The following is a 13,388-nucleotide window of genomic DNA, read 5'->3' as shown; positions in this document are numbered from 1 at the left end:
TATACTGGGGTAGAGATTATGATTGCCTGGGCATTGATCCCCTTTCTTGGGGCACTTTTGGTAAGCAACAGCACGTTTGGCGATGGTCTGGAAGAGGATGACCAGGCGCTGAACGGTACCAATGGGGATGACCTGTTTGGCCACCCCAATGAAACCGGTTCGCTGCATGTGGATACGCTGGACGGCAACGACAGTGTGATTTCCGGCTTTGGCCATGATCTGGTGTTGGGCGGCGAAGGCAACAATCTGATCGAAACCTTTGGCGGCAATGACAGTATTGAGGCCGGTGACGGCAACAACCGGATCAACACCGGCAATGGCGCCGATACCATCCAGCTGGGCAATGGCAACAATGCCGTTGTTGCAGGCGGCGGCGATGATGTGGTGATCACGGGTGACGGCCATGACTCAATCAGCGGCGGCGGTGGGGATGACGCCATAAATGGCGGCGATGGCAACAACGAAATCAACGGCAAACTGGGCAACGACCGCATCGCCACCGGCGACGGCGACGACACGCTGAGCGGCCATGAAGGCAATGACCGCATCTACGCTGGCGACGGCAACAACTACGTCCAGGCTGGCAACGGCAATGATGAGATCGAGGCCGGTAGCGGCGACGACACCATCAAATCCGGCTCTGGCGATGACATCGTGCGCGCAGGCGACGGCAACAACACCTATTTCGTCCTCAGCGGCAATGACAGCTACACCGGTGGCAGCGGCCAGGACATCACCCGCACCGGTGCGGGCAGCTCGGTACTGGCGCTTGGCGGCGGGGCGGACAGCTGGCGCGACGTCGACAATGCCGAAGATGCAGCCCATGCCGACACGGTGGCCGGCGGCCTTGGCGAGGACACGCTGAATTCAACCTATGGCACCGACCTGCTGACAGGGGGCTATGGGGATGACGTCTTCTTCTCGCTGGATGCGGCGGACGACAGTTTCAGCGCGGATACCGTGATGGGCGGCGTGGGCCAGGATGTGTTCTTTGCTGATGCTGGCGACGTGCTGTCGGGCGAGGAAGGCGCGGATGCGTTCACCATCGCCTACCACGCGCTGGAAGAGGGTGAACTGGCCGAAGACGTGCCGGCCGTCACCATCACCGATTTTGACCCTGCAGAAGAGGTCATTTCAGTCCAGCTGCCGGAAGGTGTGGATGTGACCTTTGCCGACATTATGATTTCGGCCGATCCTGAAACTGGCGACCTAGTGTTCACCGCAGAAGGCCAGACCTTCCTGCAGTTGCAGGGCGTCGCCTTGGATCAGGTGACTGCGGACAACCTGGTGGTGCTGGCCGCGGCCTGATCCCACTGACCTAAATCGCTCTGCCATCCCGCCCGTCATCCCATTGCGGGCGGGGTGGTAACAAAGAAGACTTGGAAATTTTGCCAAACCCCTCGGGCGCAACCGCCCGACATTCCCCAAAGACAAAGAAATAAGTTACTGAAAGTTATTTATTTTTCGCGGCACCCCCGCCCCTCGTGTATTGGAGGACGTAATGATTGCAATTGCGCTACTGTCTCTGTTTGGCGGTCTTCTCTTGGTGGAGGTGCTGGGCGACGGCGGAACTGATGGCGGCGGGTCTGGTGGCAGTGGCAGTGCGGCGGACGACCTGATCCAACGGGCGCAATCCACCGACGATCTCATGTTGGATCTGGGTGCGGGAAATGACACGGTGACCACCGGCTATGGCGATGACACCCTTCTTGGTGGCGCGGGCAATGACCGGATCGATGGCGGCAGCGGTGACAACTCGATCTCTGGCGGGGCGGGCAATGACCACCTTTCGGTCGACGGCAACAGCGCGGATTCAAATGTGGTCGATGGCGGCACGGGCAATGACACCATCGGCAGCCGCGACGGGTCGGATATCCTCCTTGGCGGCGACGGAAATGACGCCATCAAAGGTCGTTGGGGCGATGACATCATCGACGGTGGGCCGGGGGACGACTCCCTGAACGGCGGCGAAGGCACGGACCGGATCTCCAGCGGAGCGGGGGATGACAGCGTGATTGCCGGGGCGGGCAACGATCAGGTCTGGACCGCGCAGGGCAATCAACATGTATCGCTTGAGGGCGGCGATGACTATTGGATCGACGGTGGCGGCGTTTCCTCAGGCACCTCGCTAGAGCTTAGCGCCACAGATCGCGACACTGTGCTGGCCGGGGACGGCAATGATACCTTGATGGGCCTTACCGGCTTTGACCTGCTGGATGGCGGTGATGGCGATGACCTGATCCACGCGATCGACTGGATCTATGATCCAAGCTACCACGGTCTCGACACTCTCTATGGTGGGGCGGGAAATGACACCATCGAAGCCAATGACGGGGACAATATTTACGGGGGCACGGGCGCGGATGCGTTCCACATCCATCTTGATGGGTTCAGCTATGATTTCTACACCTCCCAAATCACCATCCACGATTTCGAGCCCAGCGAAGATGTGTTGTTTGTACGCTATGACGGCAGCATGGCCGAAGACACGCTGGTCCTTGAAGTGACCGAAAGCGCCGAGGGCACCTCGGTGTCGCTGGGTGATTCCAACAGCGTGTTTCTGCCGGGTGTGACAGCGGACCAGATCACCGCAGAGAATGTTGTTTGGGGCTGGCCAGCCACCTCAACGGTCTGACCTGCAACGGAAAAGGGCCACCCGAACGGATGGCCCTTCTGATGTGCAGGATTAGGCGTTTCAGGCGGCGGCGTCCTGTTCGTTGGCCTGACGGTGCCACAGGTGAGCGTAGCGGCCCTGACGTTCCAGCAGTTCGGCGTGGGTGCCGGTCTCGACAATTTCGCCCTTCTCCAGCACCACGATCTGATCGGCCTCCGCGATGGTCGACAGGCGGTGGGCAATGGTGATCACGGTGCGGCCATGACCGGCATGGGCCAACGCCTCCTGGATCTCTTGCTCGGTCTCGGTGTCCAGCGCCGAGGTGGCCTCGTCCAACAAGAGGATCGGCGGGTTCTTCAACAGGGTCCGGGCAATGCCCACCCGTTGCTTTTCACCCCCAGACAGTTTCAACCCGCGTTCCCCGACGGCGGTATCATAGCCTTCGGGCAGCGCCATGATGAAGTCGTGGATCTGCGCCGATTTGGCGGCGTTGATGATCTCTTCTTCACTGGCACCGTCGCGGCCATAGGCAATGTTGTAGCGGATGGAGTCGTTGAACAGCACCGTGTCCTGCGGCACCACCCCGATCTGAGCGTGCAAGCTTTCCTGCGTGATGTCGCGCACGTCCTGCCCATCGATGCTCAGGCTGCCCACATTCACATCATAGAAGCGGAACAGCAGTCGCCCGATGGTGGATTTGCCCGAGCCGGAGGAGCCAACAATCGCCACCGTCTTGCCGGGGTCGATATCCAGACTGACACCGCGCAGGATGGGGCGTTCCTCATCATAGCCGAACTGCACGTCTTTCAGCGCCACATGGCCGCCTTTGACCTGCAAATCAGGGGCGTCCGCTTTGTCGGCTACCTCAGCGGGCTGTTCCAACAGGTCGAACATCTCGCCCATATCCACCAGCGCCTGACGGATTTCACGGTAGACCGTGCCAAGGAAATTCAGCGGCATGGTGATCTGGATCATATAGGCGTTGACCATGACAAAATCACCGACCGTAAGATCGCCACGCTCCACCCCGATGGCCGCCATGATCATCACGGCAACCAGCCCGCCGGTGATCAGGAACGACTGGCCGAAGTTCAGGAAGGCCAGCGAGTAAGACGTCTTCAGAGCCGCCTTTTCATAGCCCGCCATGGATTCATCGTAACGGGCTGCCTCGCGTTTTTCGGCGCCGAAGTATTTCACGGTTTCGAAATTCAGCAGGCTGTCGATTGCCTTCTGGTTCGCGTCGGTGTCCTGATCGTTCATGATTTTGCGCAGCTTCACCCGCCACTCCGTGACTTTGAAGGTGAACCAGACATAAAGCGCAATGGTCAGCACCACGACCGAGAGATACCAGACGTCAAACAGGAAAAAGAGAACGCCGGCGATCATCAACAGTTCCAGCACCAGCGGCCCGATGGAGAACAACAGGAAGCGCAGCAGGAATTCGACGCCTTTGACCCCGCGCTCAATGATCCGGCTCAGGCCACCGGTCTTTCGGGTGATGTGGTAGCGCATAGAAAGGCGGTGAATATGGGTAAAGGTCTCCAGCGCCAGCTGCCGCAGCGCCCGTTGGCCCACAGCCGCAAAGATGGCATCGCGCAATTGCTGGAACCCGTTCGACATCAGCCGCGCGCCGCCATAGGCCAGCGTCAGACCCACGGCGCCAATCGCCAGATCCGACACCCCGGCATCCGCCAGCGAGTCCACGGCGTTCTTGTAAAGGAGCGGGGTCCAGACCGCGACCACCTTGGCCAGCAACAGCGCCAGCATGGCGAAGACCACACGGTATTTCACCCAGGAAAGCTTGGGGTCCGCAGGCCAGAGGTATGGCGCCACCCGACGAATGGTGCGCCAGCCCGAGAGCTGTTCATTGTTGAGGTTTGAGGCGGTGTGCTGGAGACGACGCATAGCGGTCCTTTCTTGCTGGCCTTCTCAAATAGTTGTGATCAGGCGCGCTGACCAGTGCAAGCATAAGAAAAGCCGCGCACAGAGGGGTGCGCGGCTTTGAACATGTTGGGGTTCCGGCAGATTACTGCGGCACCGTGAAGATCTGGCCCGGGTAGATCAGATCCGGGTCGCGGATCAGATCGCGGTTGGCCTCAAAGACCCGCACATAGAGCAGACCTTCGCCGTAGGCATCCCGCGCAATCGCCCAGAGCGTGTTGCCCGGCTGTACGGTCACCACTTGAACAGGCGGCACGGTTGGCCGCGTGTCCGGGGTGCCGGCGCTGGGTTCTTCGGGCTGCTGCTGCGCGGCGGCGATGGTTTCTTCGGCTTCACGTTTGAACGGAGTTTCCACGCGCGACGTTACCTTGCCTACCCCGTCCAGCTGATCCACCCGCAGAGTGTAAATGCCGGGCGCAATGCCGTTCAGCGCAATGGTCCAGGTGCCGTCCGCACCAACCTTGCCCTCGCCCACAGCGCTGTTGCTGAGGTAGACCCGCAAGAAGGCCTCTGCCGCGCCGCGACCAGTCAGTTCGACCGCACCCGCCTCGCCGTAGCTGATGGCATCCAGCACCAGCGCGGCCTTTTCGGCGGCCTGCGCAGGCTGCACCACCTTCACACCATCCTCGCCCGCGATGATGACCACAGGGGCCGCCGGTTCAGCAACGTCGGTTTCCGGCTTTGGCGCGGGTTCCGGCTGAGCCTCCGGCGCGGGTTCGGGCGTGGCCTCGGGCGCTGGCTGCGCCTCCGGGGCAGGTTCTTCTGCCGCAGGTTCACTGGCCGGTTCCGGCTGTGCTTCGGGCGCGGGCTGTGCCTCTGCCGTGGTGACAGCTTCCGGGGCCGGTTCCGGTGTGGCCGCTGGGGTTTCAGCCGTGGTTTCGGCTGGAGTTTCAGCCTGAGATTCTGTCTGAGTTTCTGTCGCGGTTTCTGTGGACGTCTCAGTGGCCTCCACTGCTTCCCCCACAGCCTCTGCCACCTCGGTGACCGCCTCAGCAGGGGCTTCCGCCACCTCCGCTGTTGCAGACTCTACGGCGTCGACAGTTTCGACGGCGGCCTTGGCCGTCTCCACACCCGCTTCAGCTACATCCACCACAGCCTCAGGTTCAGCGATCTCTGTTGCAGCGGCCTCAGTTGTAGCGGCCTCAGCCCCCTCAACCACTGCCACCGCAGCCTCTGCGGGGGCAGCGCTGTCTTCAGTTACAGGCTGTGTCGGCGCTTCGGGGGCCACTTCGGCCACCTCGACAGGGGTTTCTTCTGCCGCCTCCGCAACAACCGGCTCCGGTGCAGGTGCAGGCGCAGGCGCAATGATGACCTGATCCTTGGAGCGCACAGACACGTCGCCAAGTCGCAGAACCAAGGCCATCAGCCGCGGCTGATCGGACCCTTCGATCGAAAGGAAAGCGGCAAATTTGCCATCAGATCCAGGCTGCGCGGTATGGATGACCGCCTCATTCAGCAGAATGTCCACGTCCGCGCCACTGACCGCCTGACCTGCCACCAAAGTGGTGCCATCGGCCTCGACGCGAACAACGTCAAACTTGGGTGCATCCGGCAGCGCTGGCGTGGCCTCAGGGGCAGGCTCTGACGCGGCATCGGCAGTCTCCGCCGCCTCCGATGCCGGAGTGTCTTCCACCGGTTCCGGAGCAGGTTCACTGGCAGGTTCAGGTTCAGGAGTTGGTTCTGGCGCCGGCTCAGGTGCCGGCTCAGCCACCGTTTCTGGCGCGGGATCCGCCGCAGGTGTCACCGCCGTCTCAACAGGGGCGTCGGGATCATTGGCCGGTGTTTCGCGATCAAACACCCCAAGACCAAACAGCGCCGCCACCGCAGCCACCGCCACGCCGGCACCGTACATAATGAGCGTCTGGCCAGAGGCCGCTCCGGTTTCTTTCGTCATCTTTTTCCTTCCCCCAGGCCCACCAATTTTCCCTGCTAGCAGCACGGCAGAGCGGTTGAGCGCCCCTTTGAACAAGGGTATCAGTGGTCACAAGCACGATTAGCCAAGGAAAATCAAGATGATTACCCCCTCCGTCTGCGTCTTTTGTGGCGCCCGTCCCGGGAATGACACGGCTTATAGCGAAGCCGCCGAAGCTGTGGGCACTGCGTTAGCGCATAACAACTGGCGACTGGTCTATGGCGCGGGGGATGTGGGGCTGATGGGCACCGTTGCCCGGGCCGCGCAGGCCGCTAAGGGTGAGACCTTTGGCGTCATCCCTACGCACCTGCTGAAGGCCGAAGTGGGCAAGACTGATCTGTCCAGCTTTGTGATCACCGAAAACATGCATGAACGTAAGAAAGTCATGTTCATGAACTGCAATGCCATTGTGGTGCTGCCCGGCGGGGCGGGTTCCCTGGATGAGTTTTTCGAGGTGGTCACCTGGCGTCAGCTGCAACTGCACCAGAAACCGATTTTCCTGTTGAACACCAAAGGCTTCTGGGAGCCCCTTCTGGCGCTGATTGAACATGTGATCGACCATGGTTTCGCCGACCGTTCCCTGCGCGAAATGATCCGCGTGGTCGACACACCGGCCGAACTTGTCAGCAGCCTCAAAAGCGCTTTGGGCTAAATGGCACTGCGGGCGCGGCGGGCCTGCCAAAGGCTCGCGCCGCTGTAAAGCGCCAGTGCCGCCCAGATGATCGGGAAGGCAATGGCGTGCCACGGCCCAAAAGGTTCGGCAAAGACCACTGTGGCCACCAGAAACTGTAGCGTTGGGTTGAGGTATTGCACCAGACCAACCGTGGCCAGTTGCACCCGTTTGGTGGCATAGGAAAACAGGATCAGCGGCGTTGCGGTCAGCGGACCCGAAATCATCAACAGCGCCACATCCCGCGCCCCCTGCCCCCAGACCGCGCCGCAGCCGGCCCAGACCTGCCAGAGCACAATCAGCGCCACCGGGCTGAGCAGCAGCACCTCAACCGTAACCGACACCACCGGCCCTAAGGTCAGCTTTTTCTTGATCACCCCGTAGAGGCCAAAAGTCACCGCGATCAGCAGCGACACCCAGGGCGCCACCCCCAGTCCCCAGGTCAGCAGCGAGACAGCAAAACACGCCAGTGCCACCGCCGCCCATTGCCAGTTCCCCAGACGTTCGCGAAAAAACACCATGCCCATCAGGACCGAGACCAGCGGGAAAATGTAATAGCCCAGCGACGCCTCGGTCGCCTTGCCGACCTGAATGGACAAGATGAACATAAACCAGTTCACCCCAATCATCAGCGCCGCCACCAGCAGGGTCAGCACCTGACGCGGGTGCCGCAGCACCGCCCCCAGCATAGGTAAACGCCCCTGAACCAGCAGCACCAGCGCAAAGAACACACAGGACCACAGCGTCCGGTGACTCAACACCTGAAGCGGTGGCAGATGCGACAGGAGTTTGTAAAACAGACCCGACAGGCCCCAGACCGTACAGGCCGTGACCAAGGCCAGCACGCCAAGCTTTGCCTGGTGATTGTCTTGCCCTGCCTGTGACATGCCCGTGCCTCCTGTCTTTGGCACACATTCTGATTTGATCAAATCAGACGCAAGCGAAATCACCACGCTTGCTGTTTCTTCTTGGTGGAAATATCCCGGGGGTCCAAGGGGGCAGCGGCCCCTTGCCTGTTTGTCTTTGACCCCAAAACAAAACGCCCCGTCTGACAGACGAGGCGTTCCGAAGATCTTCAAACAAATCTGGCGGGGTTTAGCCCAGACGCGAGGCGACGTTTTCCCAGTTCACCAGTTTGTTCAGGAAGTTGTCTAGGTAGGCCGGGCGCTTGTTGCGGAAGTCGATGTAGTAGGAATGTTCCCACACGTCGCAGCCCAGCAGCGCGGTCTGACCAAAGCACAGCGGGTTGACGCCATTTTCGGTCTTGGTCACTTTCAGCGCACCATCTTTGTCTTTCACCAGCCAGGCCCAGCCCGAGCCGAACTGACCGGCACCCGCGGCAGCAAATTCGGATTTGAAAGCGTCAACCGAGCCGAAGCTTTCAACAATCGCTTTTTCCAGTTCACCGGGCATGGCGTTGCCGTTCGGGCCCATCATTTCCCAGAACTGGTTGTGGTTCCACAGCTGCGAGATGTTGTTGAAGATGCCGTTCTGAGCAACCGCATTGGCGTCATAGGTGCCAGTGATGATCTCTTCCAGGGATTTATCGGCCCATTCAGTGCCTTCGATCAGCTTGTTGCCGTTCACAACATAGGCGTTGTGGTGCAGATCGTGGTGGTATTCCATCGTCTCTGCGGACATGCCCAGATCGGCCAGTGCGTCGTGGGCGTAGGGAAGGTCGGGAAGTTCAAATGCCATGGGGATGCTCCCTGTTCTTTTTGCAAGTTTCCGTTGGCCCTAGATGTGCCAACTCGCGCCAAAAGGTCAAGCGTTTGGGTCAGGTTTTTCTGCACAATCTCTGAGCGCTGGCTGAGAGGGAGGTGTTGAACGATGCGGGGCGTTGCCCCCTTGGCCTTTTGGCCAATTCCCCCAGGATATTTGAGCCAAGAAGAATGGGGCAGAGTTTGGGCTTAGAGATTGGGGCAGTCGCGTTCGTCCAGATAGGTGATGAACGCGCCGTCCTGGGTGCGGTAGATGTTCTCGATCCGACTGACGGTTCTGCCGCGCAACATGCCGCGGTAGCTGCGGCAGGCCTCGGCGCCCAATTCGGTTTCCGCCATATTGGTGCGCCGGGCAATCAGGCCGGGCCCCTCCATTTCGACGGTCATTTCAAAGATTTCGCCGTTGAGCCGCGCGCCTGTCAGGGTGACGCCCTCGCCGATCTGTTGCGGCAGGATGAGGCGCATGGCTTCCACCTCGCGTTCCACGGCAAAACGGCTCATCGGCAGGCCGGGGTGGAACACGGCGACAAGGCGGTAGCCATATTGCACTGTGGTGAGCGCAATGAGGAGGAGGCCGCCAAGGCGCAGCCAGAGCATCATTTGCGCCGCGCTGCGACGGAAGGCGCGCAGGGCGATCAGGCTGAACAGGATACAGCCGATCAGCCAAAGCGCCTGCACCACACGGGCGGCAAGCGCGCCATAGTTCAGCGACAAGAGCGTCACCGGCCAGGCCAGCCAGAGCGCGCTGAGGTTCAGCGCGATGGCGATGCCGACAAAGCCGATCAGGAAGGTATCAAGGGGCGGCAATTGCCCGGAGAAAAGTTTGCGGAAATAGGTCATGAAAAAGCCCTGCCAGAATATCGTGGGACCGTCCCACAGCTGGCAGGGCTTTGACAAGCTTTGGTTATAATGGCCGTGCGGGGGTTAGCCGAGATGCCCTACCTCGCCGCCCTTTGCGGATGCAACGCGCAGCAGATCAAAGGTATATTGCGCGACCGAGCGGAAGCAGATCACCTGCATCACGCCCTCTTCCGGGCTCCAGAAGGCACCGGCCACCTGCGCAAGACGCGAGCGGCGGATGTCACCTTTGCCAAAGGCGGCGGGGCTGAAATCGACCGGTGCCAGCTTCGCCATCACATCGCGCACCGCCCCATCCGCGCCAGAGAGGCGGAAGAAGGCGCGGGCGTCCGACACATCCGCAACCAGCGAATGTTCGCCCTCAAGGGCGGCATTCAGCTTGGCCACCGTGGCGCCAGCCAGATCATAGTTGACCAGGATCAGCAGCTCATCCGGCGACATCCAGGCAACAGAGCCGCCTTTGCCGCTGGAGATCTTGCGCTGTTTCGGCAGTGCCAGACCCACGGCTTTTTTCACCGCAGCGGCAAAACCGGCGCTTTCGAAATCCCCACGCAGGGTGATCATGCCCTGAGGGCCAAGTTCCTCAACCTGCACAAAGCCGTCAGATGATGCGCCCGAGAGCGCGGTTTTCAGCAGGGCCTCAGACATTCTGCTTCTCCCCGTCCTTGTCAAAGAAGACCGGATCACAGATCCGCGCCTTGTAGATTGTGCCGTCGGTGCCGGGGATTTCCAGCACCTCGCCCATGCGGTCCGGCCCGTTGTGGACCAGCGCCATGGCGATGCCTTTGCCCAGTGTTGGCGAATGATAGGTCGAAGTCACGCGGCCTTGGGTGTTGCGTTGGCCGTTGGCGTTGTTGCCGCTGGCGGGCACATAGGCCCCATCGGGCAGCACCGCGCCGTCCAGCGTTTCCAGACCCACCAGTTTCCAGCGGTTCGGATCGGCCATATGGCTGCGCAGCTGGGCACGCTTGCCGAGGAAGTCCTCTTTCTTCTTCGAGATTGCCCAGTTCAGCCCCAGATCCTGCGGGATCACCGTGCCGTCGGTTTCATCCCCGATCATGATGAAGCCCTTCTCGGCCCGCATCACGTGCAGCGCCTCAGTGCCGTAGGGCATGACGTTGAACTCCGCCCCCGCTTCCAGCAGCTTGTCCCAGAGCGCGCGGCCCAGCGAGGCGGGCACTGCAATCTCATAAGACAATTCACCCGAGAAGGAGATGCGATAAGCCCGCACGGGAATGCCTGCCAGCTCGCCATCAGCCCATTCCATGAACTTCAGACCGTCTTTGGAGACATCCATGCCGCCAAGCTTTTCCAGCACCTCGCGGGCCTTCGGGCCAACCACGGCGATCTGGGCATATTGTTCGGTCACATTGGCGGTGTAGACTTTCCAGTCCCACCATTCGGTTTGCAGCCACTCTTCCATGTGGCCGTGGATGCGATCAGCGCCGCCGGTGGTGGTGTGGCAGAGGAACGTGTCCTCATCAATGCGGGCGACAACGCCGTCATCGATCAGGAAACCGTTTTCCGAACACATCAGCCCGTAGCGGCATTTGCCCGGTTTCAGCGAGGACATCATGTTGGTGTACATCATGTCGAGGAACTTGCCAGCATCGGGGCCCTTGACGATGATCTTGCCGAGGGTCGAGGCATCCAACAGCCCCAACGCGGCGCGGGTCTGGTTGATCTCGCGGCTGACCGCCTCGGCGTGGCTTTCGCCCTGACGCGGGTAGCAGTAGGGACGCCGCCAATGGCCTACCGGTTCAAAGAAGGCGTTCTGCGCTTCGTGCCAGTCGTGCATCGGGGTGCGGCGCAATGGCTGGAAGGTTTCCGCGCGGGCCTCCCCCGCAATGGCCCCCATCGAGATCGGGGTATAGGGCGGGCGGAAGGTGGTGGTGCCGACCTGCGGTATGTCCACGTTCAGCGAATGCGCAAGGGTCGCCAAGCCGTTGATATTCGACAGTTTCCCCTGATCTGTTGCCATGCCCAGCGTGGTGTAACGCTTGGTATGTTCAACGCTTTCGTAGCCTTCCTGCGCCGCCAGCATGACGTCGGAGACCTTCACGTCGTTCTGGTAATCCAGGAAGGCTTTCATCCGCAACTCTGGCCCGGCGCCCTGCGGCATCAGCCAGACAGCGGCAGGGTTGGCCTCGGCCAGCGTTTCGCCGGTTGGCGCTTCGGCTTTGGACTTGGGCTTCAGGCCAGCGGCGGTCACCGCGCTGAGGCCTGCATCTGTTGCGTCTTTCAGGATCGCGCCAAGGTCAAATTCACCATTGGCGGCACCGGCCACTTTGACAAACCCCTGCCCTTCGGCGCCCAACGGGGGGCGGCTGGGATCGGGGCGGAAATGGGCCTGAGCCTCGTCCCAGGTCAGCTTGCCGCCGCAATGAGACCACAGGTGCACCACCGGCGACCAGCCGCCAGACATGGCCACGGCATCACAGGCAATCTCTTCCAGTGTCGCGCCTTCACCCGCTTGGGTGCAGATCGCAACGCCGGTGACACGTTTGCCACCCTTGACCTTGCTGATCGCCTTGCCGTTTTCCACCCGGATACCAGCGGCGCGGGCCTCTTCGGCCAGGGCACCTCCACCTTCGGGGCGGGCGTCCAGCAGGACCGGCACGTCCAGACCGTTCTGTTTCAGCACCAGCGCCGTGCGGTAGGCGTCATCGTTGTTGGTCACAACCACCACACGGTCGCCGGTGGAGACACCGTAGTTCACAATATAGTCGCGCATGGCACCGGCCAGCATGACACCGGGGATGTCATTGCCCGCAAAACTGAGCGGGCGTTCAATGGCGCCGGTTGCGGTCACGATCTGGTCTGCGCGGATGCGCCACAGACGGTGCCGGGGACCATCCTGATCGGGGGTGTGGTCGGTCAGACGTTCATAGCCCAACAGGTAGCCGTGGTCATAGACCCCTGCCCCCATCATACGGGTGCGCAGGGTAACGTTGTCCAACGCCTCCAGCTTGGCCAATGTGCGGGTGACGTAGTCTTCGGCAGATCCACCGTCGATAGAGCCACCATCAACCGGCGCGCGGCCACCCCAATGGGCGGTCTGTTCCATCAGCAGAACCTTGGCACCGGCCTCCGCCGCCGCCAGCGCGGCCTGCAGACCCGCCACACCACCGCCGATCACCGCAACGTCGAAGAAGGCGTAGTAATGCTCATAGCGATCCGCATCACGGTCTTTTGGCACCCGGCCCAGACCGGCGGACTGGCGCACGATGGGTTCAAAGACATGTTTCCACGCCGCGCGCGGCGCCATGAAGGTCTTATAATAGAAACCGGCCGGGAAGAACCGCGCCAGCTTGTTGTTCACCGCGCCGATGTCAAACTCAAGGCTGGGCCAGTGGTTCTGCGAGGAACAGTTAAGGCCCTCAAACAGCTCGGTTGTGGTGGCGCGCTGGTTCGGTTCAAACTTGCCGCCCAGACCCAGACCGAGGATCGCGTTCGGCTCTTCCGCGCCGGAAGCGACGATGCCCCGCGGCCGGTGATATTTGAACGAGCGGCCCACCAGCATCTGGTCATTGGCCAAAAGGGCCGAGGCCAGCGTGTCGCCTTCAAAGCCGTGGAACTGTTTGCCGTTAAAGGCAAAACGGACCTGTTTGCCCTTGTTGAGAAGGCGGCCGCCTGTGGAGAGACGTGTGCTCATGTCTTAAGCCTCCTTGC

At 61.2% G+C, this 13,388-nt stretch carries 10 protein-coding genes; 3 read left to right on the top strand and 7 right to left on the bottom strand.

Annotation, left to right across the window (positions count from 1 at the left end; all coding sequences use genetic code 11):
- The first annotated feature begins 18 nt into the window (after positions 1-18).
- The gene (locus SIC14_RS15050; protein ID WP_412562734.1) at positions 19-1,308 is read left to right on the top strand and encodes a calcium-binding protein; all 1,290 of its coding nucleotides are present in this window, start codon (positions 19-21) and stop codon (positions 1,306-1,308) included.
- A 193-nt stretch (positions 1,309-1,501) separates the two neighbouring features.
- Positions 1,502-2,635 carry a calcium-binding protein gene (locus tag SIC14_RS15045; protein WP_412562733.1) on the top strand — a complete coding sequence of 378 codons (1,134 nt, stop codon included), beginning with the start codon at positions 1,502-1,504 and terminating at the stop codon, positions 2,633-2,635.
- 60 nt (positions 2,636-2,695) lie between these two features.
- Here SIC14_RS15045 and SIC14_RS15040 read toward each other — a convergent pair whose 3' ends face one another.
- Together SIC14_RS15040 and SIC14_RS15035 are read right to left on the bottom strand one after the other, a co-directional pair.
- Complete coding sequence (locus SIC14_RS15040; RefSeq protein ID WP_412562732.1) at positions 2,696-4,519, bottom strand: ABCB family ABC transporter ATP-binding protein/permease; 1,824 nt, start codon at positions 4,517-4,519, stop codon at positions 2,696-2,698.
- 121 nt (positions 4,520-4,640) lie between these two features.
- Positions 4,641-6,449, bottom strand: coding sequence for a LysM peptidoglycan-binding domain-containing protein (locus SIC14_RS15035; protein WP_412562731.1), 1,809 nt, complete (start codon positions 6,447-6,449; stop codon positions 4,641-4,643).
- A gap of 118 nt (positions 6,450-6,567) precedes the next feature.
- On the opposite strand from SIC14_RS15035, the gene SIC14_RS15030 reads away from it, so the two are divergent.
- A complete protein-coding gene (locus SIC14_RS15030; protein ID WP_412562730.1) occupies positions 6,568-7,119 on the top strand; it encodes a TIGR00730 family Rossman fold protein in 552 nt (183 codons plus the stop codon).
- On the opposite strand, the gene rarD is transcribed toward SIC14_RS15030, so the two are convergent.
- The 5 genes from rarD to SIC14_RS15005 all read right to left on the bottom strand — a co-directional run bounded on the left by rarD (position 7,116) and on the right by SIC14_RS15005 (position 13,371).
- Positions 7,116-8,024 carry an EamA family transporter RarD gene (gene rarD, locus SIC14_RS15025; RefSeq protein ID WP_412562729.1) on the bottom strand — a complete coding sequence of 303 codons (909 nt, stop codon included), beginning with the start codon at positions 8,022-8,024 and terminating at the stop codon, positions 7,116-7,118. The two genes, SIC14_RS15030 and rarD, sit on opposite strands and share 4 nt — an antisense overlap.
- A 208-nt stretch (positions 8,025-8,232) precedes the next feature.
- Positions 8,233-8,835, bottom strand: coding sequence for a superoxide dismutase (locus SIC14_RS15020; protein ID WP_412562728.1), 603 nt, complete (start codon positions 8,833-8,835; stop codon positions 8,233-8,235).
- A gap of 212 nt (positions 8,836-9,047) precedes the next feature.
- Entirely contained in the window at positions 9,048-9,698 is a 651-nt protein-coding gene (locus SIC14_RS15015; protein ID WP_412562727.1) for a hypothetical protein, read from the bottom strand.
- Positions 9,699-9,782: 84 nt separating this feature from the next.
- A complete protein-coding gene (locus SIC14_RS15010) occupies positions 9,783-10,364 on the bottom strand; it encodes a sarcosine oxidase subunit gamma (RefSeq protein ID WP_412562726.1) in 582 nt (193 codons plus the stop codon).
- A complete protein-coding gene (locus tag SIC14_RS15005; RefSeq protein ID WP_412562725.1) occupies positions 10,357-13,371 on the bottom strand; it encodes a sarcosine oxidase subunit alpha family protein in 3,015 nt (1,004 codons plus the stop codon). The genes SIC14_RS15010 and SIC14_RS15005 overlap by 8 nt, the downstream gene beginning before the upstream one ends.
- Between the last annotated feature and the right edge of the window lie 17 nt (positions 13,372-13,388).

This window comes from Thalassobius sp. MITS945101 (assembly GCF_047123305.1).
Classification (GTDB): Bacteria; Pseudomonadota; Alphaproteobacteria; order Rhodobacterales; family Rhodobacteraceae; genus Thalassobius.
This window is presented reverse-complemented; position numbering and strand designations above follow the sequence as displayed.

Excerpts from the sequence above, each read along its gene's own strand:
- SIC14_RS15045 (WP_412562733.1), top strand. The coding sequence starts at position 1,502 with ATGATTGCAATTGCGCTACTGTCTCTGTTTGGCGGTCTTCTCTTGGTG.
- SIC14_RS15050 (WP_412562734.1), top strand. The coding sequence starts at position 19 with ATGATTGCCTGGGCATTGATCCCCTTTCTTGGGGCACTTTTGGTAAGC.
- SIC14_RS15020 (WP_412562728.1), bottom strand. The coding sequence starts at position 8,835 with ATGGCATTTGAACTTCCCGACCTTCCCTACGCCCACGACGCACTGGCC.
- SIC14_RS15005 (WP_412562725.1), bottom strand. The coding sequence starts at position 13,371 with ATGAGCACACGTCTCTCCACAGGCGGCCGCCTTCTCAACAAGGGCAAA.
- SIC14_RS15035 (WP_412562731.1), bottom strand. The coding sequence starts at position 6,449 with ATGACGAAAGAAACCGGAGCGGCCTCTGGCCAGACGCTCATTATGTAC.
- SIC14_RS15010 (WP_412562726.1), bottom strand. The coding sequence starts at position 10,364 with ATGTCTGAGGCCCTGCTGAAAACCGCGCTCTCGGGCGCATCATCTGAC.
- SIC14_RS15015 (WP_412562727.1), bottom strand. The coding sequence starts at position 9,698 with ATGACCTATTTCCGCAAACTTTTCTCCGGGCAATTGCCGCCCCTTGAT.
- SIC14_RS15040 (WP_412562732.1), bottom strand. The coding sequence starts at position 4,519 with ATGCGTCGTCTCCAGCACACCGCCTCAAACCTCAACAATGAACAGCTC.
- SIC14_RS15030 (WP_412562730.1), top strand. The coding sequence starts at position 6,568 with ATGATTACCCCCTCCGTCTGCGTCTTTTGTGGCGCCCGTCCCGGGAAT.
- rarD (WP_412562729.1), bottom strand. The coding sequence starts at position 8,024 with ATGTCACAGGCAGGGCAAGACAATCACCAGGCAAAGCTTGGCGTGCTG.